Origin of the sequence: Sinomonas sp. R1AF57 (assembly GCF_002224485.1) — a bacterium.
GTDB lineage: Bacteria > Actinomycetota > Actinomycetes > Actinomycetales > Micrococcaceae > Sinomonas > Sinomonas flava.
The window spans coordinates 1,765,223-1,787,525 of record NZ_CP022463.1; the positions used below are offsets into that span (position 1 = coordinate 1,765,223).

General features: G+C 71.6%; 20 protein-coding genes. 4 read left to right on the plus strand and 16 right to left on the minus strand.

Features of this window, described 5'->3' with window-relative positions; translation table 11 throughout:
* Nucleotides 1-31: 31 nt before the first annotated feature.
* Nucleotides 32-1,756, minus strand: coding sequence for a glycerol-3-phosphate dehydrogenase/oxidase (locus CGQ25_RS08095; protein ID WP_208712614.1), 1,725 nt, complete (start codon nt 1,754-1,756; stop codon nt 32-34).
* Nucleotides 1,757-1,861: 105 nt separating this feature from the next.
* Between CGQ25_RS08095 and CGQ25_RS08100 the strand changes: the two genes are divergently transcribed.
* Genes CGQ25_RS08100 through CGQ25_RS08110 form a run of 3 tightly spaced genes read left to right on the plus strand, consistent with a single transcriptional unit; the run spans nt 1,862 to nt 4,903 of the window.
* Complete coding sequence (locus CGQ25_RS08100) at nt 1,862-2,875, plus strand: sugar-binding transcriptional regulator (RefSeq protein WP_369802308.1); 1,014 nt, start codon at nt 1,862-1,864, stop codon at nt 2,873-2,875.
* Between the two features lie 25 nt (nt 2,876-2,900).
* Entirely contained in the window at nt 2,901-3,818 is a 918-nt protein-coding gene (locus CGQ25_RS08105) for an alpha/beta fold hydrolase (protein ID WP_208712616.1), read from the plus strand.
* The gene (locus tag CGQ25_RS08110; protein ID WP_208712617.1) at nt 3,815-4,903 is read left to right on the plus strand and encodes a glycosyltransferase family 1 protein; all 1,089 of its coding nucleotides are present in this window, start codon (nt 3,815-3,817) and stop codon (nt 4,901-4,903) included. The genes CGQ25_RS08105 and CGQ25_RS08110 overlap by 4 nt, the downstream gene beginning before the upstream one ends.
* Before the next feature lie 66 nt (nt 4,904-4,969).
* Here the strand turns inward: CGQ25_RS08110 and CGQ25_RS08115 are convergent, their stop codons facing one another.
* The 13 genes from CGQ25_RS08115 to pyrR all read right to left on the minus strand — a co-directional run bounded on the left by CGQ25_RS08115 (nt 4,970) and on the right by pyrR (nt 19,866).
* A complete protein-coding gene (locus CGQ25_RS08115) occupies nt 4,970-7,114 on the minus strand; it encodes a primosomal protein N' (protein WP_208712618.1) in 2,145 nt (714 codons plus the stop codon).
* 17 nt (nt 7,115-7,131) lie between these two features.
* On the minus strand, nt 7,132-8,367 hold the full coding sequence (gene metK / locus CGQ25_RS08120) for a methionine adenosyltransferase (protein WP_255405676.1): 1,236 nt from the start codon (nt 8,365-8,367) through the stop codon (nt 7,132-7,134).
* On the minus strand, nt 8,364-9,629 hold the full coding sequence (gene coaBC / locus CGQ25_RS08125; RefSeq protein WP_208712619.1) for a bifunctional phosphopantothenoylcysteine decarboxylase/phosphopantothenate--cysteine ligase CoaBC: 1,266 nt from the start codon (nt 9,627-9,629) through the stop codon (nt 8,364-8,366). The genes metK and coaBC overlap by 4 nt, the downstream gene beginning before the upstream one ends.
* Before the next feature lie 17 nt (nt 9,630-9,646).
* Nucleotides 9,647-9,922: a DNA-directed RNA polymerase subunit omega gene (gene rpoZ / locus CGQ25_RS08130; protein ID WP_208712620.1), complete on the minus strand. Its 276-nt coding sequence runs from the start codon at nt 9,920-9,922 to the stop codon at nt 9,647-9,649.
* A gap of 38 nt (nt 9,923-9,960) precedes the next feature.
* The gene (gmk, locus tag CGQ25_RS08135) at nt 9,961-10,551 is read right to left on the minus strand and encodes a guanylate kinase (RefSeq protein ID WP_208712977.1); all 591 of its coding nucleotides are present in this window, start codon (nt 10,549-10,551) and stop codon (nt 9,961-9,963) included.
* A 73-nt stretch (nt 10,552-10,624) separates the two neighbouring features.
* A complete protein-coding gene (mihF, locus tag CGQ25_RS08140) occupies nt 10,625-10,942 on the minus strand; it encodes an integration host factor, actinobacterial type (RefSeq protein ID WP_208712621.1) in 318 nt (105 codons plus the stop codon).
* A gap of 15 nt (nt 10,943-10,957) precedes the next feature.
* Entirely contained in the window at nt 10,958-11,833 is an 876-nt protein-coding gene (gene pyrF, locus CGQ25_RS08145) for an orotidine-5'-phosphate decarboxylase (RefSeq protein WP_208712622.1), read from the minus strand.
* Nucleotides 11,826-15,161 (minus strand): carbamoyl-phosphate synthase large subunit, encoded by a 3,336-nt coding sequence (gene carB / locus CGQ25_RS08150; RefSeq protein WP_208712623.1) that lies wholly within the window; start codon nt 15,159-15,161, stop codon nt 11,826-11,828. The genes pyrF and carB overlap by 8 nt, the downstream gene beginning before the upstream one ends.
* Nucleotides 15,161-16,357 (minus strand): glutamine-hydrolyzing carbamoyl-phosphate synthase small subunit, encoded by a 1,197-nt coding sequence (gene carA, locus CGQ25_RS08155; protein ID WP_255405677.1) that lies wholly within the window; start codon nt 16,355-16,357, stop codon nt 15,161-15,163. Before carA ends, carB begins: the two co-directional genes overlap by 1 nt.
* Nucleotides 16,354-16,881 carry a hypothetical protein gene (locus CGQ25_RS08160; RefSeq protein WP_208712624.1) on the minus strand — a complete coding sequence of 176 codons (528 nt, stop codon included), beginning with the start codon at nt 16,879-16,881 and terminating at the stop codon, nt 16,354-16,356. Before CGQ25_RS08160 ends, carA begins: the two co-directional genes overlap by 4 nt.
* Entirely contained in the window at nt 16,881-18,221 is a 1,341-nt protein-coding gene (locus tag CGQ25_RS08165) for a dihydroorotase (RefSeq protein ID WP_208712625.1), read from the minus strand. The genes CGQ25_RS08160 and CGQ25_RS08165 overlap by 1 nt, the downstream gene beginning before the upstream one ends.
* Nucleotides 18,218-19,243 carry an aspartate carbamoyltransferase catalytic subunit gene (locus CGQ25_RS08170; RefSeq protein ID WP_208712626.1) on the minus strand — a complete coding sequence of 342 codons (1,026 nt, stop codon included), beginning with the start codon at nt 19,241-19,243 and terminating at the stop codon, nt 18,218-18,220. The genes CGQ25_RS08165 and CGQ25_RS08170 overlap by 4 nt, the downstream gene beginning before the upstream one ends.
* Nucleotides 19,240-19,866: a bifunctional pyr operon transcriptional regulator/uracil phosphoribosyltransferase PyrR gene (gene pyrR / locus CGQ25_RS08175; RefSeq protein WP_208712627.1), complete on the minus strand. Its 627-nt coding sequence runs from the start codon at nt 19,864-19,866 to the stop codon at nt 19,240-19,242. The genes CGQ25_RS08170 and pyrR overlap by 4 nt, the downstream gene beginning before the upstream one ends.
* Before the next feature lie 179 nt (nt 19,867-20,045).
* Here pyrR and CGQ25_RS08180 point away from each other — a divergent pair, with 179 nt between their 5' ends.
* Nucleotides 20,046-21,215, plus strand: coding sequence for a PrsW family intramembrane metalloprotease (locus CGQ25_RS08180; RefSeq protein WP_208712628.1), 1,170 nt, complete (start codon nt 20,046-20,048; stop codon nt 21,213-21,215).
* A gap of 83 nt (nt 21,216-21,298) precedes the next feature.
* On the opposite strand, the gene nusB is transcribed toward CGQ25_RS08180, so the two are convergent.
* The gene (gene nusB, locus CGQ25_RS08185) at nt 21,299-21,709 is read right to left on the minus strand and encodes a transcription antitermination factor NusB (protein ID WP_208712629.1); all 411 of its coding nucleotides are present in this window, start codon (nt 21,707-21,709) and stop codon (nt 21,299-21,301) included.
* Nucleotides 21,709-22,272 carry an elongation factor P gene (efp, locus tag CGQ25_RS08190; protein ID WP_208712630.1) on the minus strand — a complete coding sequence of 188 codons (564 nt, stop codon included), beginning with the start codon at nt 22,270-22,272 and terminating at the stop codon, nt 21,709-21,711. The genes nusB and efp overlap by 1 nt, the downstream gene beginning before the upstream one ends.
* Between the last annotated feature and the right edge of the window lie 31 nt (nt 22,273-22,303).

The following is a 22,303-nucleotide window of genomic DNA, read 5'->3' on the forward strand; positions in this document are numbered from 1 at the left end:
GTGTCCAGACAAGCCAGACAAGTCAGACAAGTCAGACAAGAAGGTGGGCGACATCGACCCGGTGCCGCTCCGCGAGCGTGGCGAGGGCGCGCTGGGCTTCGCGGCGGCTCTGCTGTGCGTCCCAGCCCAGCGGCCCTGCGAGGTGGGTGGCGACCTCCTCGACCAGCTCGGCGGTGACAAGACCGCGGAAGGCCAGGGACGTCCGGCGGATGAGGACGTCCTCGACGTGGGCGACCTGCTCGCGCTCCGCCATCCACAGCAGCTCGCGCGCGCTGAGCTCGCGCGTGCTGTGCAGGGCCTGGTCGGCACCGGCCCGGAGGAAGTCGATGACCTCAGCGGCCCGGGTTCCGTAGCGGGTCAGCAGGACGTCAGCCCGCGCACGGTCCAGCCCCCGTGCCATCTGGGCAGCGAGCCAGCGCTCGACCCCCTCCGGCGTGGACGGGTAGTCCCGGCCGCCACCGATCGGGAGGTCCTCGGTGGTGGTCCTGCGGGCGGTGCCGAGCAGGCCCATCACCTCGTCGGCGAGGTGCGCGGAGAGGGCCCGGAAGGTGGTCCACTTCCCGCCCACGAGGCTCAGCACAGGCTGGGTTCCGCCGGGCAGCTTCGACCGTTCGATGCGGTAGTCCCGCGAGACGAATCCCGGTGCCGTGTCGTCGTGGCGGGGCAGGGGGCGAACGCCGGAGAAGGTGTAGACGATGTCTGACCGGCCCACGGTGACCGCCGGGAACACGTGGCGGATGAGGTCGAAGAAGTAGTCGATCTCGGCGTCCGTGCAGGTCGGGTCGAGGTCTTCGCCGGCGTCGATGTCGGTGGTGCCGACGAGCACCCGATCGCCCATGGGGTAGATGAGCACGATCCGCCCGTCGCTGTGCTCGAAGAAGATCTCCCGGCCGGCGCAGGCGGCGATCAGTCCGGGGTGGTCCAGGACGATGTGCGAGCCCTTCGTCCCGCCCATGAAGCGCGTCGAGGCGCCGAAGGCGCTGTTGGTGCGGTCGACCCAGGCGCCGGTGGTGTTGACCACCACGTCGGCGGAGAACGGGAACTCCTCACCGGTCAGCTCGTCGCGGAGCAGGACCGCGCCGTCGGACACGCCCACCGCCGAGGTGTAGTTCGCGGCCCTCGCGTGCGGGCCGGCGGCGAGGCCGTCGCCGAGGACGTCCAGGGTGAGCCGCTCGGGGTTGTGCACCGAGGCGTCGAAGTAGGTCGCGGTGTACTTCACGTCGCCACGCAGGCCGGGAAGCTCGGCAAGGGCCCTCTTGCGCCCCAGGAAACGGTGCCGCGGGACTGCCCGTCCGCCCCGGGAGAAAGCGTCGTAGAGGCTCAGCCCGAGCTTGATCAGGACGGCGCCCCGGGCACGTGGCTTGCCAGAGCGATGCGTGAGGAACCGCAGGGGTGCATTGAGGACGCCCGAGAACACGGAGAAGACCGGGATGGTGGTCTCCAGCGGCTTCACGTAGTGGGGGGCGATGCGGAGCAGCCGGTTTCGTTCGACCACTGATTCCCGGACCAGGCGGAACTCGCCGTTCTCGAGGTAGCGGATGCCTCCGTGGATCATGTGGGACGACGCTCCGGAGGCGCCGTGGCAGTAGTCCGCGCGCTCGACGAGGGCGACGTCCACGCCCTGCAGCGCGAGGTCCCGGAAGGTCCCGACGCCGTTGATCCCGCCCCCGATGATGAGGACGCTCGCCCGCGGCGCGGCCTTGAGAGAAGCCCTCGCCGACGTCGGGGGGCGGGGGTTGGTGGTCTGCTCGTCCATGGTTGCCTTCCTTGGCTGTGGCGTGCTGTGGGGTATGCCATCTATGGTTTGAGGAGGTGCACGAAAAGATCAACAACTATGCACATACGTGCAGAAGAGGCTCAGATGGACCCGAACGAAAGCGGCTCCGCCGCCCCCGAGGCAGGCCCGCGCGCACAGAATCCCGTCACCCGCAAGCACCGGGACGCGCTGCTGGCCGCCCGGCTCTACTACCTCCAGGACCTGACCATGGAGGGAATCGCGCGCCAGCTGCGCACCTCGCGGTCCACCGTCTCGCGCCTGCTGGCCTTCGCCCGGGACGAGGGGCTGGTGCAGATCCAGATCCACAGTCCCATCGACTCTGCAGCCGAGCTCGAGACGGCCGTGTCGCGGCGGTTCGGGGTGCAGTCCCACGTGGTCCCCCAGGTCGACCACCTCACGGAGGCGGAGACACTGGACCGTGTGGCCATGTACGCCGCCAGGACGCTGACGCCCCTGGTCCAGTCCGGCGCTGTGATCGGCATTGCCTGGGGGTCGACGCTCAGCGCCATGAGCCGCCACCTCACGCGGCGGCCCACCCACGGGACGACGGTCGTCCAGCTCAACGGCGCTGCCAACACCCAGACGATGGGTCTGGGCTACGCGAGCGAGATCATGCGCCGTTTCGCCGACGCCTTCGACGCGGACGTCGAGGAGTTCCCGGTGCCGGCGTTCTTCGACCGGCCCGAGACCAAGGAGTGGATGTGGCGCGAGCGCAGCGTGCGGCGCGTGCTCGACGTCCAGGACCGCATGACGCTGGCCGTCTTCGGCATCGGGTCGGCGAAGGCCGACGTGCCCAGCCACGTGTACTCCGGCGGGTACCTCGACAGGGCCGACCTCGAGTCGCTCGAGGCCGAAGGAGTGGTGGGCGACGTCGCGACGGTGTTCTACCGGGCCGACGGCTCCTCGGAAGGGATCGACCTCAACCTCCGCGGCACAGGGCCAGACCTTGCGGGACTGCGTCGCGTGCCGCGCAGGCTGTGCATCGTCTCGGGCATCTCGAAGTCCGCGGCGCTCCGCGGCGCCCTCAACGCCCGCCTCGCAACGGACCTCATCGTCGACGAGCCCACCGCGCGGGACCTGCTTGCCGAGCAGGTCTGATGCCGCCGGCCGGTAGGGTGGTCGCATGACCGCCTCCCCCACGGCGCCCGACTTCCTCTCCGACCAGCTCGCCCTGCGGGAACGCCGCGTGCTGGTGCCTGCCGACGGCGCGGACACGGCCGTGTTCACCTACGAGCCCTCCCCTGCCGACGACGCCGCGCCCGCCATCCTCGCCGTCCACGGGTTCCGCGGCACCCACCACGGCCTGCTCCGGGTCGTCGACCAGCTTCCGGGCGTGCGGTTCGTCATGCCGGACCTTCCCGGGTTCGGGGAGTCCGGCGTCCTGCCGACGGGTGAACACTCCGTCGCGGGCTACGGACGGTGGCTCGGGTCGCTCGCCGACGAGCTCGGGCTCGGCCCCGAAACCGTACTCCTCGGCCACTCGTTCGGGTCGATCGTGGCGGCGCACTTCGCGGCCGCGCATCCCGGCCGCTTCCGCCGGCTCATCCTGGTGAACCCCATCTCGGCACCGGCGCTCGAGGGCCCTGCCGGCATCGCGAGCCGGCTTGCCGAGCTCTACTACTGGAGCGCGGCCAAGCTGCCCGAGAGCGCCGGAGCGGCGCTGCTGCGGAGCCCCGCGGTCGTGCGCGTGATGAGCGGGATCATGGCCAAGACGAAGGACCCCGACCTGCGCGCATTCATCCATGCCCAGCATCACGCGCACTTCAGCGAGTTCGCCAACCGGGCCTCGCTGCTCGAGTCGTTCAAGGCATCGATCTCGCACCATGCCGCGGAGACGGCGGACAGGCTGGACCTCCCCGTCCTGCTCATCGCCGGCGAGAAGGACGAGGTGGCCGACCTCGCGGACGTGCGCAGGTTCCACGAGCGCTGCGCGGACTCGCGCCTGACGGTGATCCCCGGCGTCGGGCATCTCATCCACTACGAGACGCCCGAGCCAGCGGCCGCGGCCATCGAGGAGTTCCTGGCGGAGGGAGGCGAATGAGGGTCCTCATCGATGCCCGCTTCACACGGACGGACCAGCACGACGGCATCAGCCGCTTCGGCTCGAGCCTGATCGAGGCGGTCGCGCGCAAGGCGGAGGTGGCCGTCCTCATCAACGACGACCGGCAGCTCGCCCTCCTCCCTGACGTTCCCCACGTCAAGGTCACGAGCCCGCTCTCCCCCGCGGAGCTGTTCATCGCCGCGCGTGTCAACGCGCTCGCGCCGGATGTCGTCTTCTGCCCGATGCAGACGATGGGGACCTGGGGGCGGCGGTACCCACTGATCCTGACGCTGCACGACCTCATCTACTACGAGCACCCCGAACCCCCGGGCTTCCTGCCTGCGCCGGTCCGCCTCCTCTGGCGGCTCTACCACAAGGCGTACTGGCCGCAGCGGCTCCTGCTCAACCGCGCCGACGTCGTCGCCACCGGGAGCCACACGACGCGCTGGCTCATGTCGGAGAAACGGCTCACGCGGCGGCCGGTGCGCATCGTCGGCAACGCGCCCCAGGGAGGGCGCACTCCCCGGCGCCCCGAGGACGGCGCGGACAGGACGCTGCTCTACATGGGCTCCTTCATGCCGTACAAGAACGTCGAGACGGTGGTGGCGGGGATGGCGGAGCTGGGCGACTACGAGCTTCATCTCCTCTCGCGCATCTCCCCCGCCCGCCGGGCAGAGCTCGAAGCGGCCGTCCCGCCCGGGGCCAGGGTCGTCTTCCACGGCGGCGTGAGCGAGTCGGAGTACGAGGCGCTGCTGCGCCGCACCACTGCGCTCGTGAGCCTCTCGCGCTCCGAGGGCTACGGCCTGCCCCTCGTGGAGGCCATGAGCCTCGGCACCCCGGTCATCGCGAGCGACATCCCGATCTTCCGCGAGGTGGGCGGCGCTGGAGCGTCCTTCGTCGATCCGGACTCCCCCGCGGAGTTTGCCCGGGCGGTCCGGGCCCTCGAGGCGCCGGGAGCGTGGGAGGCGGCATCGGCCGCAGCGCTCGCCCAGGCGGGAACGTTCAGCTGGGATGCCTCCGCGGACGCCCTGCTCGCAGCCGCCGAGGAGGCCGTCGCGGCGTTCGCCGCGCGCAGGCGGGGCTGAGGCGGCACCGGCGCTGACGGACGACGGCGCAGCCCCGCCGGACGTCTGCACCTCACCGGATCCGCGTCAGAGCACGTCGGGCGAGTCGACCCGCACCTGCACAGGGCCGGTCTCGCGGCGGGCGGCGAGCGACGTCCGCACGTGCCGCAGTCCGCGGGTGAGGGCCGCCCCGGACGCGATGGGGAAGAAGACCAGTGCCCTGACGGCGGCGGCCTGCTCGTGGGGTCCGGGCCCCTCGGGTTCCCTCTCGACCGGTCCGGCCACCCGGACCCCCGGGACGTCGAGAAGAGGCCGTGCCGCGGCGAGGAATGCCTCCACGTCGGGGGCCGCCCCGGTGAGCGCCGCGACGCGGACCGCCGGCGGCAGCCCGAGCTCGCGCCGGAGGTCGAGCTCGCGCGCGGCGAAGCCCGCAGGGTCCCACCGGACCAGCGCCGCGACCGCCTCGCTCTCGCCCGCGGTGATGACCACGCGCCCGCCGTCGCCGGCTGCCCGGACCAGGGCCGCGGCATTGAGCCACCGGCGCAGGGCCTCCTCGGGCGCGCGCAGGCTCTCGCGCCTCAACAGCGTCTCGCCGTCGAGGAGGACCGCTGCCGCGTATCCGGACGGCGCGACAGGCTCGGCGCCTACGGTGGCGACGACGAGGGCGGGCGCATCCGGCACCTCGGCCTTGACGGCGTCCCCGGACGAGGTGACCACGACGGCCCCGGGGAAGGCCCGCCCGAGCTCCTCGGCGGTCCGGAGGGCGCCCACAGCGGTGCGCCGCAGCCCGTGTCCGCCGCACACCCGGCACGTGAAGTCCCGCTCGGGCGTCGCGCACCAGCGGCACTCGACGGTCCGCTCGCGCCCGGCCGCTCGCTCGGCCAGAGGGCCGGCGCAGTGCCGGCAGCGCGCGGGTTCCCGGCAGCGCGTGCAGGCGAGCGACGGCGCGTAGCCGGCCCGAGCGACCTGGACGAGCACGGGGCCGTCTGCGAGGGCATCGCGGGCGAGCTGCCACGCAGCGTGCGGGAGCCGGGCTATCCGGGCGAGCGGGTCCCGCGCCGATTCGACGCTGTCGGCAGTGCTCGTCACGCGCGGCAGCGAGCGGCGCAGGACCGACCGCTCCGCGGCGATGCGCTGGAGCCATCCGGTGGCCGCGAGCCGCTCCGACTCGGCGCTGACCGTGTGGCCCGCGATGAGCACCGCGCAGCCGGTCTGCTCAGCGCGCAGGAGCAGGACCTCGCGGGTGTGGAAGTACGGCGCGCGGGGCTCGGCGTGGAGGTCGTCCCCGTCGTCCCAGCACACCACCAGCCCCAGGCTGGGAACGGGTGCGAACGCCGCGCCGCGCGTTCCGACGGCGACGTGGGCGCGTCCGGTGAGCAGCTCGAGGAAGCCCCGCGACCGTGTGCTCGGGCCGTCCTCGGCAGCGAGGCGGACGACGCGCTCGCCAGGCAGCGCAGCTTCCAGGGCGGCGTGGGCGCGCGCGAGGTCCCTGCGGTCGGGCACGACGACGAGGGCTCCCCGCCCGGACGACCTCGCCGCGGCGACCGCTCCGGCCACGAGCTGGGGCCACGCCGCGGGGCCGAAGCCATGCACCGCGGACAGCACCGCACGAGGGCTCCCCCCGGCGGCGAGGTGCCGCAGGAAGGCCGCGCCGTGGCGGAGCTCGGTCCAGCCAGCGGCCACCGACGCGTCGGTCACGTGACGGGACGGGTCCGGGTCCGACGGTCGCGTGCCCGCACGAGGCTCCCCAGCGGCGTCGTCCGCCTCATCCTGCCCCTCTCCCGCGGCGAGGTCGCGGGCGAACTGGGCCTCGACCTTCGCCGCCCGTGGGGGCACGGCGAAGCGCAGGACATCCCCGAGGGCGCCGGCCCAGCGCTCCGCCACGGCGGACGCAAGCTCGGCCACCTCGGGGGTGAGCACGGGGAGGGGCGAGAGGACCGCGGCGATCGGCGTGAGGCGGACGCCGGCGTCGGAGGTCTCACGGCGCTCGAGGATGAAGCCGACATGCTCCTGCCCCGCGACGCGGACCTTCACGCGCACGCCGGGGCGCGCCGCGTCGTGGAGCTCTTCGGTGACGAGGTAGTCGAACGGGCGGTCCAGCTGCGGCAGCGGCGACTCGACGCTCACCCGCGCGACGGGAAGCTCAGGGGCCGGTCGTGGAGCGGAAGGAGGCGGCGGGACAGCGGGGAAGCCGCTCAGGAGCGAGGGCTGGACCGGTTCGCGCTCGGGCACCGCTCGTTGCCCGGTGCTCACTCGCCGAAGAAGTCCCTGAGGTCCTGCACGCGGTCGAGGCGCTCCCACGTGAAGTCCGGCTCCTCGCGGCCGAAGTGGCCGTGCGCGGCGGTCTTGGCGTAGATCGGGCGCTTGAGGTCGAGCGCCTCGATGATGGCCCTCGGGCGGAGGTCGAACACCTCGTTGATGGCGGCGCTGATGCGCAGCGGGTCGACGCTCTCGGTGCCGAAGGTCTCGACGTAGATTCCGACGGGGCGTGCCTGCCCGATCGCGTAGGCGACCTGGACCTCGGCGCGGCGAGCCAGTCCGGCCGCAACGACGTTCTTGGCGACCCACCGCATGGCGTACGCGGCCGACCGGTCCACCTTCGAGGGGTCCTTGCCTGAGAAGGCGCCGCCGCCATGACGGGCGAATCCGCCGTACGTGTCCACGATGATCTTGCGTCCAGTGAGGCCCGCGTCCCCGACGGGACCGCCGATGATGAACGCACCGGCCGGGTTGAGGATGCTCCGCGTGTGGGCCGACTCGAGGTCGCTCATGGCAAGCACCGGCTTGATGACGTGGTCGGCGAGGTCCGCGCGCAGGGTGGACAGCTCGGTGCCCTCGGCGTGCTGGCTGGAGATGACGACCGTCTCGACGCTCACCGGCCGGTCGCCGTCGTACCCGACCGTGACCTGGGTCTTGCCGTCGGGGCGGAGGTAGGCGAGCTCGCCGCTCTTGCGGACCTCGGTGAGACGCTCCGAGAGCCGGTGGGCGAGCCAGATGGGGGTCGGCATGTAGGTCTCGGTCTCGTCCGAGGCGTAGCCGAACATGATGCCCTGGTCGCCGGCGCCCTGGAGGTCGTACTCGTCCTCGTCCGTGCCCTCGCGGGCCTCCAGCGAGGTGAAGACGCCCTCGAAGATGTCGGAGGACTGCTGGCCGATCGAGACCGAGACGCCGCAGCGCGCGCCGTCGAACCCGTTGGCCGAGGAGTCGTAGCCGATGCCGAGGATCGTGTTCCGCACGATCTGCGGGATCTCCACGTACGCATCCGTCGTGACCTCGCCCGCGACGTGCACGAGGCCCGTGGTCGCCATCGTCTCGACCGCGACCTTCGACTCCGGATCCGCAGCCAGGAGGGCGTCGAGGATCGCGTCGCTGATCTGGTCGCAGATCTTGTCGGGGTGTCCCTCCGTCACGGATTCGGAGGTGAAGAGGCGCAGGGCGGTGCTGTCAGACGAGTGTCCGACAGCGGCTTCGGGTGCGTGAGTCACTGGTCCACTCTACTGGGTGTCTGCTGGGCCTCGAGTTCGCGCGTCACGCGCCGTATGACGGCGGCGGCGACCTCGTCCTTCGACCCTTCGGCGTGCTCTGGCTCGCTTCCGTCGCGCGCGAGGATGGTCACGGAGTTCTCGTCGCGCCCGAACACCCGGTCCGTTCCGACCTCGTTCAGGACGAGCAGCTCGCAGCCCTTGCGCTCGAGCTTGTCGCGGGCATAGTCGAGGACGCTCGCGCCGGCGTCGCCGGTCTCGGCGGCGAAGCCGACGATGAGCTGCGGGCGCCCGGCCGCGTTGCGGCGCTGGACGAGCTCGGCGAGGATGTCGGGATTCCGGACGAGGGTGATGACGGGGTCTGCGGTGTCGTCGCGCTTCTTGATCTTGCTCACGTGCTGCTCGGCGGGGCGGAAGTCGGCCACGGCGGCAGCCATCACGATCACGTCCGCGTCCGGGGCGCGCTCCACCATGGCGTCCCGCAGCTCGAGCGCGGAGTCCGCGCGGACGACGTCGGCTCCCTCCGGGGGCGCGACGTCCAGATGGGCTGCGACGAACGTCACCTCTGCTCCCGCGGCGAGGGCCGCCCTGGCGAGGGCGACGCCCTGCTTCCCGGACGATCGGTTGCCGAGGAACCGCACCGGGTCGATCGGCTCGCGGGTTCCGCCGGCCGAGACCAGGACGCGGCGGCCGGCGAGCGGCCCGCTCCGGGTGGCGGCGGCGTCGTGCGCCTGAGCCGCGGGGAGGACGAGGCCCATCGCGGCGGCGAAGATGTCCTCCGGCTCGGGGAGCCGGCCGGGGCCGGTGTCGGGTCCGGTGAGCCTGCCGACGGCGGGGTCGAGGACGGTGACGCCGCGCTCGCGCAGGAGTGCCACGTTGGCCTGGGTGGCAGGGTGGCGCCACATCTCGGTGTGCATCGCGGGAGCGAGCAGGACGGGGCACCGGGCCATGAGGAGGGTGTTCGTCAGGAGGTCGTCTGCGTGGCCGCCCGCGGCGCGGGCCAGCAGGTCTGCCGTGGCGGGTGCGACGACGACGAGCTCGGCCTCGTGGCCGAGGCGGACGTGGTTGACGGTCTCGACGGCCTCGAAGACGTCGGTGCGCACCGGCTTCCCGGAGAGCGCCTCCCAGGTAGCCTTCCCGACGAACGCCAGGGCGGCCTCGGTCGGCACCGCGGTGACGTCATGCCCCGCCTCGGTGAAGAGGCGCAGGAGCAGGGCCGCCTTGTAGGCCGCGATCCCGCCCCCGATGCCCAGGACGATGCGCACTCAGCGCCCCCTCTCCCCTACTGGTCCTCGGACTCCACGGGCTGCTCGATCGGGTTCGCAACGAGGAGGCCGTCGTTGATCTCGCGGAGGGCGATCGAGAGCGGCTTCTCGTTGAGCTTGGTGTCCACGAGCGGGCCGACGTACTCGAAGAGGCCCTCGTGCAGCTGGGCGTAGTAGGCGTTGATCTGGCGTGCCCGCTTCGCGCCGAAGATCACGAGGCCGTACTTCGAGTCGGACTTCGTCAGGAGGTCGTCGATCGGGGGGTTGATGATGCCTTCGGGGTTCGAGGACATGATGGCTCCAATGCTCGTTGCGGGAGGGTGTGCTGGCGCTAGCGCGTCGTCTGGCGCGCGTGCGGGGTCAGTCCCATGAGGGACACAAGCTCGTCGGCCGCGCGCTTCACGTCGTCGTTGACGACCGTGACGTCGAATTCCGACTCGGCAGCGAGCTCTATTTTAGCCGTTTCGAGGCGGCGCTGCTGCTCCTCCGGGCTCTCGGTGCCGCGGCCGACCAGCCGGCGCACCATTTCGTCCCAGCTCGGAGGGGCGAGGAACACGAATCGGGCGTCCGGCATCGCGGCCTTCACCTGGCGGGCGCCCTGGAGGTCGATCTCGAGGAGGACGTGCTTCCCGGCGGCAATGGCCTCCTCGACGGTCCGGCGCAGGGTGCCGTAGCGGTTCCTGCCGTGGACCACCGCCCACTCGAGGAATGCGCCCTCCTCCACGAGCCTGTCGAACTCCTCGGGCGCGACGAAGAAGTAGTGGACGCCGTCCTGCTCCCCCTCGCGCGCAGGGCGCGTGGTGGCTGAGACGGACAGCCACACCTCGGGATACGTGTCGCGGATGTACGTCGACACGGTGCCCTTGCCGACCGCCGTCGGACCGGCCAGTACTGTGAGCCCGATGTCAGTGCCGCCCGGCATGCCGGCGGCTGGGGCGTGTGCCTGGTCCACTCTGTCCTCTCGATCGTGCTGCGGCGCCTGCGGGCTCCGCACGTCAGTTCGCTCCCAGAAAATCTACCAGCGCCCGGCGCTGGTGCGCCCCGAGGCCCCGGAGCCGGCGGCTCGGCGCGATGCCCAGCCCCTCGAGGATGGCGAGCGCGCGCACGGGGCCGACGCCGTGGAGCGACTCGAGCATGTCCGTCACCTTGAGCCGTGCGAGGGCTTCGTCGGTCTGGGCGCGCTCGAGCACCTCTCCCACCGTCGCCTCGCCCGACCGCAGCAGCGCCTTGGCCTCCGCCCGCGCGACCCGAGCCGCCACCGCCTTCTCGAGGGCGTCGCGCCGCTGGGCGGGGCTGAGCGGAATCAGGGCCACGGGCTCACCCTACGCTCAGCCGGCGAGCTCGGCGAGGGTGCGCTGGGCCCGCCCGCGCACCCCGGCGGCGGTGGGACCACCGGTGAGGATGTCCCTGCTCGAGGTGCCGAGGACCTGCCTGTAGGCCTTCCCGAAGGTCGTGCGCAGGTCGGCCGCGGTGGCGCCCTGGGCGCCGAGGCCGGGGGCGAGGATGGGGCCGGCCATCGCCGCGAGGTCGAGCCCCAGCGCCTCGACGGCACCTCCCACAGTCGCCCCGACGACGAGTCCGACCGAGCCGTGGCCCTCCGCGGAGCCGGCATAGCGCCGGTTCTCGGCGGCGGCGGCGTCGACGATGCGGCGCGCCACGGAGGCGTCCCCGCCGACGTGCTGCACGGAGGCGCCCTCGGGATTGGAGGTCAGGGCCAGCACGAAGACGCCGCGGCCGGTCTCGGCCGCAAGGTCGAGGGCCGGGCGCAGGGACTCGAAGCCGAGGTACGGGCTCAGCGTCACGGAGTCTGCCGCCAGTGGGGAGCCGTCCCGCAGCCACGCGTCCGCGTAGGCAGCCATCGTCGAGCCGATGTCCCCGCGCTTCGCGTCGGCGATCGTGAGCACGCCCGCGTCGCGGGCCGCGGCCAGGAGCTCCTCGAGCACCGCCAGGCCGGCCGAGCCTTGGCGCTCGTAGAGCGCGACCTGCGGCTTGAGCGCGGCGGCCACGTCGGCCACCGCCTCGAGCACGGTGAGGGAGAAGCGCCGCAGCCCGTCGGCGTCGTCCGCGAGCCCCCACGCTGCCAGGAGCGACGGGTGCGGGTCGACGCCGACGCACAGGGGGCCGCGCGCGGCCGTGGCCGCCGCGAGGCGCTCGCCGAACGGCGCACGCCCCGCGGCAGTCGCTCCTGCCGGAGCCTCAGACACCGGCGGTCTCCGGCACGTCCTGCGGCTCCCCGCGGAGGGCGGCCGCGTGCTCCTGGAGGCTCGTGACGCTCCACTCGAAGCTTCGCATCGCCTCGATCGCAAGGACCGCGAAGTTGAACTCCGCGACGGTGGTGATGCACGGCTTGCCGTTCGAGGTGGCGGCGGCGCGGATCTCGTAGCCGTCGCCGCGCGCGGCCCCGCCGGACGGCGTGTTGATCACCATGTCGATCTTGCCGTCGTTGATGAGGTCCACGATCGTGCCCTCGCCGCTGTCCTGCGCGCTGGCCGGAGCCGAGCCGTCGGTGACCTTGCGGACCACGGACGCCTGGATGCCGTTGCGGTTGAGGACCGCCGCGGTCCCGGAGGTGGAGACGATCTCGAAGCCGAGGTCGGCGAGCTTCTTGACGCCCAGGATCACCGAGCGCTTGTCCCGGTTGGCCACGGACACGAAGACCCGCCCCGAGGTCGGCAGGGAGCTGTTCGCCCCGGCCTGGCTCTTGGCAAAGGCCGTGTCGAAGTGCTTGTCGATGCCCATGACCTCGCCGGTCGAGCGCATCTCCGGGCCGAGGAGGCTGTCCACCACGGTGCCCTCCGGAGTGCGGAAGCGGCTGAACGGCAGGACCGCCTCCTTGACCGCCACCGGGGCGTCGGCGGGCAGCACCGCGCCGTCGCCGGTCTCGGGCAGCATGTGGTACGCGCTCCGCAGCTGCTTGATTGTGACTCCCGTGCCGATGAGTGCGGCGGCCTTGGCGAGCTGCACCCCCGTGGCCTTGGAGACGAACGGCACCGTGCGGGATGCGCGGGGGTTCGCCTCGAGCACGTACAGGACGTCGGAGGCGATCGCGAACTGGATGTTGATCAGCCCGCGGACCCCGACGCCCCGCGCGATCGCCTCGGTCGCGGCGCGCACCCGCTCGGCCACGTCCGTTCCGAGCGTGACCGGCGGCAGCACGCAGGCCGAGTCGCCCGAGTGGATGCCGGCCTCCTCGATGTGCTCCATGATGCCGCCGACGTAGAGGTCGGTGCCGTCGTAGAGGGCATCGACGTCGATCTCGACCGCGTCCTCGAGGAAGCGGTCGATCAGCACCGGGTGGTCCGGAGTGATCTCGGTGGCGTTGGCGATGTAGCGGGCCAGGTTCGGCTCGTCGTACACGATCTCCATGCCGCGGCCGCCCAGGACGTAGGACGGGCGGACGAGCACCGGGTAGCCGATCTCGTCGGCGATGCGCTTGGCCTCCTCGAAGGAGACGGCGGTGCCGTTCTTGGGGGCGATCAGGCCGGCGTCGTCGAGCACCTTCGCGAAGGCGCCGCGGTGCTCGGCGAGGTCGATCGCCTCCGGCGACGTGCCGAGGATCGGCACGCCGGCGTCGGCCAGCTGCTGGGCGAGCTTGAGCGGGGTCTGGCCGCCGAGCTGGACGAACACGCCCAGCACCCCGCCCGTGCGCTCCTCGGCCGCGATGACCTCGAGCACGTCCTCGAGCGTGAGCGGCTCGAAGTACAGGCGCGTGGAGATGTCGTAGTCCGTCGAGACGGTCTCCGGGTTGCAGTTGACCATGACAGTCTCGTAGCCGGCCTTGCGCAGTGCCATGGTGGCATGGACGCACGAGTAGTCGAACTCGATGCCCTGCCCGATCCGGTTGGGGCCGGAGCCGAGGATGACGATCGAGGGCTTCTTGTGCAGCTCGACCTCGTCCTCCTCGTCGTAGGACGAGTAGTGGTAGGGCGTGTAGGCCGCGAACTCGGCGGCGCAGGTGTCCACCGTCTTGTAGACCGGGCGGACGCCGAGCGCCTGGCGGACGCCGCGGACAACGGCCTCGGCCGAGTGCGTGAGGGCCGCGATCTGCTCGTCCGAGAAGCCGTGGCGCTTGGCGAGCCGCAGCACGTCCTCGGTCAGGGCCGGGGCGGCCTTGATCTCGGCAGCGACCTCGTTGAGCAGCTGCAGCTGGTCGAGGAACCACGGGTCGATGGCCGTCGCCTCGTGCAGCTCCTCGACGCTCCCACCGCCGAGCAGGGCGCGCTGGACCTGGGCGAGGCGCTGGGTGGTGGGGCGCTTGGCCTTCTCGACGAGCTCCGCGACCTCGTACTCGGGCACGGAGGAGAAGTCGAGCTGCGCGCCCCTCTGCTCGAGGGAGCGCAGCGCCTTCTGGAGCGCCTCGGTGAAGTTGCGCCCGAGGGCCATCGCCTCGCCGACGCTCTTCATCGTCGTCGTGAGCGTCGGGTCCGCGGCAGGGAACTTCTCGAACGCGAAGCGCGGGACCTTCACGACGACGTAGTCGAGCGTCGGCTCGAAGCTCGCCGGCGTCTTCTGCGTGATGTCGTTCGGGATCTCGTCGAGCGTGTAGCCGAGGGAGAGCTTCGTGGCGATCTTCGCGATCGCGAAGCCCGTGGCCTTCGACGCGAGCGCCGACGAACGGGAGACGCGCGGGTTCATCTCGATCACCACGACGCGCCCCGTCTTGGGGTCGACGGCGAACTGGATGTTGCACCCGCCGGTGTCGACGCCCACCTCGCGGATGACGGCGATCGCCACGTCGCGCAGCTTCTGGTACTCGCGGTCGGTGAGCGTCAGCGCCGGGGCGACGGTGATGGAGTCGCCGGTGTGCACGCCGACCGGGTCGAAGTTCTCGATCGAGCACACGACCACGACGTTGTCGTTCTTGTCCCGCATCATCTCGAGCTCGTACTCCTTCCAGCCGAGGATGCTCTCCTCGAGGAGCACCTCGGTGGTCGGGCTGTACTGCAGGCCCTGGCCGACGATCCGGCGCAGGTCCTCCTCGTTGTAGGCGAGGCCGGATCCCAGCCCGCCCATCGTGAAGGACGGGCGGACGACCATGGGGTAGCCAAGGTCCTCGGCAGCGGCGAAGGCCTCGTCCATCGTGTGCACGATGTGGCTCTTGGCGCTCTCGGCGCCGCACCGCTCGACGACGCCCTTGAACTTCTCGCGGTCCTCGCCCAGCTCGATCGCGGCGATGTTCGCGCCGATGAGCTCGACGTCGTACTTCGCGAGCACGCCGTTCTTGTCGAGCGCGATCGCGGTGTTGAGCGCGGTCTGACCACCCAGGGTCGGCAGGACGGCGTCGGGGCGCTCCTTGGCGATGATCTTCTCGACGACCTCGGGGGTGATCGGCTCGACGTAGGTCGCGTCGGCGAACTCGGGGTCCGTCATGATCGTCGCCGGGTTGGAGTTCACGAGGATGACGCGGAGGCCCTCCTCCTTGAGCACGCGCAGGGCCTGGGTGCCGGAGTAGTCGAACTCCGCGGCCTGGCCGATGACGATCGGGCCCGAGCCGATGACCAGGACGCTCTTGAGATCCGTACGCTTCGGCATTACTTGGCTTCCTCGGTCTCGGGGGTGGCGGTGGACTTCTTGGAGGACTCCATCAGCTCGATGAAGCGGTCGAACAGGTATGCGGCGTCGTGCGGGCCGGCGGCGGCCTCGGGGTGGTACTGGACCGAGAACGCGGGGATGTCGAGGCACGCGAGGCCCTCGACGACCTGGTCATTGAGGCTGATGTGGGAGACCTCGACGCGGCCGAAGCGCTCCTCCGGGGCGACGGTCGCGCCGTCGAGCGGCGCGTCCACCGCGAAGCCGTGGTTCTGGCTCGTGATCTCGACCTTGCCGGTCCGGCGATCCATGACGGGCTGGTTGATTCCACGGTGGCCGTAGCGCAGCTTGTACGTTCCGAAGCCGAGCGCGCGGCCTAGGATCTGGTTGCCGAAGCAGATGCCGAAGTAGGGCATCCTCTCGTCCAGGACCGACCGGAGCAGTCCCACCTGGGCATCTGCCGTGGCTGGGTCTCCGGGGCCGTTGGACATGAAGACGCCGTCGGGGTTGATGGCGCGCAGGTCCTCGATGGTGGCGGTGGCGGGGAGGACGTGGACCCGGACGCCACGCTCGGCGAAGCGGTGCGGCGTCATGGACTTGATGCCGAGGTCGATCGCGGCGATCGTGAAGCGCGGGTCTCCGTCCCAGCCGCGGTCGGCGGGCTCGACGACGTAGGCTTCGTCGATGCTCACCTCCTCGGCGAGGCGCGAGCCCTCCATGGGCGCGCTTCCGAGGACGTCGTCGAGGAGCTCCCGGTCGGAGCGCTGAGCGGCCTCGCCGGAGAAGATGCCGGCGCGCATCGTCTTGTGCTCGCGCAGGTGGCGCGTGATGGCGCGCGTGTCGACGCCCTGGATGCCGACGATGCCCTGGTCCTCGAGCTCCTCGTCGAGGCTGCGCTCGCTGCGCCAGTTCGAGGGTCGGCGCGCGGGGTCCCGCACGACGTACCCGGCAACCCAGATGCGGCGGGACTCCGCGTCCTCGCCGTTCACTCCGGTGTTCCCGATGTGCGGGGCCGTCTGCACGACGATCTGCCGCGCGTAGGACGGGTCGGTGATGGTCTCCTGGTAGCCGGTCATTCCGGTTGCGAAGACCGCCTCGCCGAGCGAGGTGCCCACCGCCCCGTAGCTGTGCCCGCGGAACATCTTCCCGTCCTCGAGCACCAGGACGGCCGGCTGCCGCTGCTTCGCCTTTTCAGTCACGATTCACTCTTTCCCTGACCCGCGCCGTCGCCCGGCGCGGAACCCATCAAATCCTCGATTGCTGCCACAAGGGCATTCTTCTCTTCGGCGTACCGGGGCCGGAAGCCCGTGTCCACCGGCTGCCCGCCGAGCTGCCAGCCCACGACGACGAGCCCGTCCTTCTCGACGAACTTCCCCGCCATCCCGGACTCGAGCCGGACATCCCGCAGATCCTCGGCCGGGACGAACAGGGGCGCCGCCCCCGACCGGTCGAAGACCAGGCCGGCGTCCGCCACCACGGCGTCGGCGGTGGTCCGCACGCCGAGGCCGTGCACCGCGATCCGGTCGAGCCAGTCCCCGGCGCTCGTCGTCACGACGTACTGGCCGGGGCAGCGGAGCCTCTCGGCGCCCGTGTCCTCAGGGACCGGCGCGGGGGCAGGCACGCCGCTCTGGCGTCGGAGACGTCCGCGCCAGCCGATCCACACGAGCGCGACGAGCACGACGGCGATGCCCAGCATGAGCAGGCCCGGGCCGAGTCGCTCCATCAACGGGCCTCGGCCGCGTGGTCCCCCACGAGCGCGGGGTGCGGCGTGTTGAGGGCGCCGTCGAGCACCGTCGCGTGGCCGCGGAAGAACGTGGCCACCACGCGGCCGGGGAGCTCGCGTCCGGCGAAGGGCGAGTTGCGGCCCTTGGTCGCCTGCACGGCAGGGTCCACGGTCCAGCGCGCGGCCGGGTCCACGAGCGTCACGTTCGCGGGCTCGCCCTCGGCAAGCGGCCGGCCCTGGTCCGCGAGCCCGCCGATCCGCGCCGGCACCTCGGACATCGCGCGGGCGACGCCGCGCCAGTCCAGGAGGCCCGTCTCCACCATGGAGTGCTGGACGACGGAGAGGGCCGTCTCGAGCCCCGTCATGCCCATCGCAGCCTGGGCCCACTCGCACTCCTTGTGCTCGCTCGGATGCGGCGCGTGGTCGGTGCCGACGACGTCGATCGTGCCGTCGGCGAGGGCCTGCCGGAGGGCCTCGACGTCGCTGGGCGTGCGCAGCGGCGGGTTGACCTTGTACACCGGGTCGTACGTGCGGACGAGCTCGTCCGTGAGCCAGAGGTGGTGAGGGGTCACCTCCGCCGTGACGCCGATGCCGCGGGCCTTGGCCCACCGGATGATCTCGACCGACCCGGCGGTGGAGACGTGGCAGACGTGCAGGCGCGACCCGACGTGCTGCGCGAGCAGGACGTCGCGGGCGATGATGCTCTCCTCCGCCACCGCGGGCCAGCCGGGCAGGCCGAGGACCGCGGACACGGCGCCCTCGTTCATCTGCGCGCCCGCGGTGAGGCGCGGCTCCTGCGCGTGCTGGGCCACGACGCCGTCGAACGCCTTGACATACTCGAGCGCGCGGCGCATCAGGACGGGGTCGTGCACGCACATGCCGTCGTCCGAGAACATCCGCACGTGCGCTGCCGACTCGGCCATCGCGCCGAGCTCGGCGAGCTGCTCCCCGGCGAGTCCCACGGTCACGGCGCCGACCGGACGGACGTCGACCCACCCGGCGCGCCGGCCGAGCGTCGCGACTTGTTCGACGACGCCGGCGGTGTCCGCGACCGGATTGGAGTTGGCCATCGCGTGCACGGCGGTGTAGCCGCCGAGAGCCGCTGCGCGGGACCCGGTCTCGACGGTCTCCGCATCCTCGCGGCCGGGCTCGCGGAGGTGGGTGTGGACGTCGACGAGGCCCGGGAGCGCGACGAGGCCGTCGGCGTCGACCACGGTGGCGCCCTCGGCGTCGAGGCCCGAGCCGATGCGGGCGATCCGCCCGTCGGCGATGAGCAGGTCGGCCCGCTGCCCGCCGTAGAGCGAGGCGCCCCGGACGAGGTACGTCTCTGAAGCGGTCATGAGGCAGTCTCCTTGGCGAGGTGTGCGGGCAGGGCCTGTCGTTCAGGCGTGGGCGGACCGTCCAGGCCCCCGGACATGAGCAGGTAGAGCACGGCCATGCGCACCGACACGCCGTTGGCCACCTGGGCCAGGACCTGTGACCGCTCCGAGTCGGCGGCGGTCGAGGAGATCTCCAGGCCGCGCACCATCGGGCCGGGGTGGAGGATGATCGTGTCCTTGAGCCCGAGCTCGTCCAGGCGGGCGAAGCGCTCGTCCCCGAGCCCCCAGCGCCGCGAGTACTCGCCGGTGGACGGGAAGTACGAGGCGTTCATGCGCTCTGCCTGGACGCGCAGCATCATGACCGCGTCGGGGCGCGAGGCGAGGGCAGTGTCGAGGTCGTAGGAGACCGCGCACGGCCACTGCTCGATGCCCACCGGCAGGAGCGTGGGGGGCGCCACGAGCGTCACGGAGGCGCCCAGGGCGGTCAGGAGCCACACGTTGGAGCGCGCGACGCGCGAGTGGAGGATGTCGCCGACGATGATGACCTTTGCTCCCGAGAGCGCGGTGCCGGTCGACGCGGTTCCCGCGAGCCGGGCCCAGTGGCGGCGGAGCGTGAACGCGTCCAGGAGTGCCTGGGTCGGGTGCTCGTGCGTTCCGTCGCCCGCGTTGACGACGGCGGCGCTGATCCAGTCCGTCGTCGCCAGACGGTGCGCGGCGCCGGAGGCGCTGTGACGGATCACCACGGCGTCCGCGCCGATCGCCTCGAGCGTCTGGGCGGTGTCCTTGAGCGACTCCCCCTTGGAGACGGACGAGCCGCGTGCGGCGAAGTTGATCACGTCCGCCGAGAGCCGCTTGGCCGCGGCTTCGAAGGAGATCCGCGTGCGGGTCGAGTCCTCGAAGAAGAGGTTGACCACGGTGCGGCCGCGCAGCGCGGGGAGCTTCTTGACCTCGCGGTCGTTGACGGCGCTCATCTCCTCGGCGGTGTCGAGGATGCGGATGGCGTCGTGGGCGGAGAGGTCCTTGGTGCTCAGGAGGTGCCTCACCGGGCCGCTCCCTCGCCGGCCGGGGCCTCGATCGAGACCAGGTCCTCGTCGTAGCCGCCCGCGGCGTCCACTTCGGTGAGGCGCACGCGGACCTTCTCGGCGCGCGACGTCGGGAGGTTCTTGCCCACGTGGTCGGCCCTGATCGGGAGTTCGCGGTGGCCGCGGTCCACGAGGACGGCAAGGCGCACCGAGCGGGGGCGCCCGAGGTCGGTGAGGGCGTCGAGTGCGGCCCTGATGGTGCGGCCCGAGTAAAGGACATCGTCGACGAGCACGACGACGCGGTCGTCGATGCCGCTCGCGGGGAGGATGGTCCGGGCGGGCGAACGCGTGGGCTGGCGTGCGAGGTCGTCCCGGAACATCGTGATGTCGAGCTGGCCGACGATCGCGGCCGCGTCGACGCTCGGGTCGGCGGTTGCGAGCTTGGCCGCAAGCCGGACGGCGAGGGGGTAGCCCCGCCGCGGGATGCCGAGGAGGACGAGCCCTTCAGGGCCCTTGTTGGCTTCGAGGATCTCGTGCGCGATGCGCGTGAGGGCGCGGTCGATGTCGCCCGCGCTCAGGACGATGCGCTCCGCCCCTGAAGAGAGGTCCTCGCCGCCGGATTTCTCTGCCTGGGATGATGCCACGGCAGACCCCTTTCCCCGCCTCGCAGGACGGAATTAAAAGGACAACGGTCGATCCACGCTACCACAGCGCCGGGGGGCCCTCGGGGCCCCTGTGGCTCCCGTCACCGGCACCCGGCGCAGGCAGGCTGCAGGGTCCTCACGCTCCCCGCGGGAGAGCGCGCCGGCGCTAGCCTTGAGCCATGACCAGGTACGACGCCGGCTGGCCGCCTGCCTTTCCCAGTCAGGCTCCCCAGCCGCCGCCCGCCCGCAGGGGCGCCGGGCTCCTCGCCCTCTTCGTCGCGGGCGGAGTGCTCGTGGTCGCGAGCCTCCTGCTCGTCGTCCCCTTCCTCCTGCGCTCGACCGGCAGCGCCGGGTTCGCGATCGGATTCGTCCTCTCGCTGTTCCCGCTCGCCGTCGTGCTCCTGGCGGTGTATGCCGTGGACCGGTGGGAACCGGAGCCGAAGCGCCTGCTCGCCTTCGCCCTGGCGTGGGGCGGGGCGGTCGCCGTGGCAGCGACGACCCTCGTCCAGCCCCTGTTCATGGCAGCGTTCGCCCCGCGGGGGGCCACCGAAGCCCGCACCATGGAGTTCCTCGCCACCGTCCAGGCCCCCATCGTCGAGGAGACGGCCAAGGGCGTCGGACTTCTCATCCTCATGCTCGTGGCGCGCAGGCACGTGGGCGGACCGGTGGACGGGATCGTCTACGGCATGACCGTGGGCGCGGGATTCGCCTTCACCGAGAACGTCCTGTACTTCGGGCGCCTCTATGACGACAGCTCGGGCTCCCCGGCGTCGCTCGCGGTCATCTTCACCCTTCGCGGGATCCTGTCGCCCTTCGCCCACGCGATGTTCACCGGTGCCATCGGCCTCGCGATGGGATTCGCCGCGCGGCGTTCCGGCCCTGGAGGGATTGCGGTGGCGTTCGTCGTGGGCCTCGTCCCCGCCATGCTCCTGCACAACGTGTGGAACGGCGCGGGCGAGGACTTCTTCATGCTCTATGCCCTCGTGCAGGTCCCGCTCTTCGCCGCGTCGGTGGCCGGCGTCTACGTCCTGAGGCGCGCCGAGGCGCGGATCACGTACGCCCGCCTGGTCGAGTATGCCCAGGCCGGCTGGTTCACCCCGCTCGAAGTCGAGATGCTCGCGACCCCCCGCGGCCGCTCCGCCGGCCTCCGGTGGGCCACGTCCGCAGGACGGCGTGCGCCGATGCAGGCGCTCATCCGCACGGCGACGCAGCTGGCCTCGAGGAGGCAGCGCGTCCTCAGCGGGCGGGACTTGGACGGCTACGAGGGCGCCGAGCGCGACCTCCTCGACCGCGTGGTCCGCCTGAGGGCCGAGATCACGGGCATCCCCCACGACCGCCCGCAGCTGTGAAGCTCAGGACGCCGCGTGCCGGGACCACGCAAGGAGGGGCCCCGCCAGCGGCGGGACCCCTCACTTCACGCGGACACCGGAGCTCAGGCCAGCAGGGTCGGCTTGAGCTGCTGCAGGCGCCCCAGAAGGCCGTTGACGAACTGCGGCGACTCGTCGGTGGACATCGTCCGGGCGAGGGCGACGGCCTCGCTCACGGCAACACCGTCCGGGACGTCGTCGTTGAAGAGCAGCTCCCACGCGCCGATCCGCAGGACGATCCGGTCGACGGCAGGCATCCGTTCGAGGGTCCAGCCCTGCGCGTACGTGCGCAGGATCTCGTCGATCTGCGCCTGCTTGGCCGTCACGCCGTCGACGATCTCGACCGTGTAGGGGTTGATGGTCTGCTCGGTCGAGTCGCGGCGCCGCTGGATGACCTCGGACGGCGTCACCGAGCGCTGCTCGGCTTCGAAGAGGATGTCGAGGGCCCGCGAACGGGCCTTTCCACGGGCGCTCACTAGTCGTTGACACGTCCCAGGTAGCTGCCGTCACGGGTGTCGACCTTGACCTTGGTCCCGGTCTCGAGGAAGAGCGGCACCTGGATCTCGTAGCCCGTCTCGACGGTCGCGGGCTTCGTGCCGGCGGAGGAGCGGTCCCCCTGGAGGCCCGGCTCGGTGTAGGTGATCTCGAGGACCACGCTCGGCGGGAGCTCGACGTAGAGCGGGGAGCCGTCGTGGAGGGCGATGAGGATCGTCTGGCTCTCCAGCATGAAGTTCGCCGCGTCGCCCACGGTCTCGCCCGGAACGGTGATCTGGTCGTAGGTGTCCGTGTCCATGAACACGAAGTCGGCGCCGTCCTTGTAGAGGTACTGGTAGTCGCGGCGGTCCACCGTGGCCGTGTCGATCTTGGTTCCGGCGTTGAACGTCTTGTCGACGACCTTGCCCGAGAGGACATTGCGCAGCTTGGTGCGCACGAACGCCCCGCCCTTGCCCGGCTTGACGTGCTGGAACTCGATGACGTTCCACAGCTGGCCGTCCAGGTTCAGTACGGTGCCGTTCTTGATGTCGTTGGTGGTTGCCACGAAAAGCCTCTCTGGTCTGCTGTGAGAAATC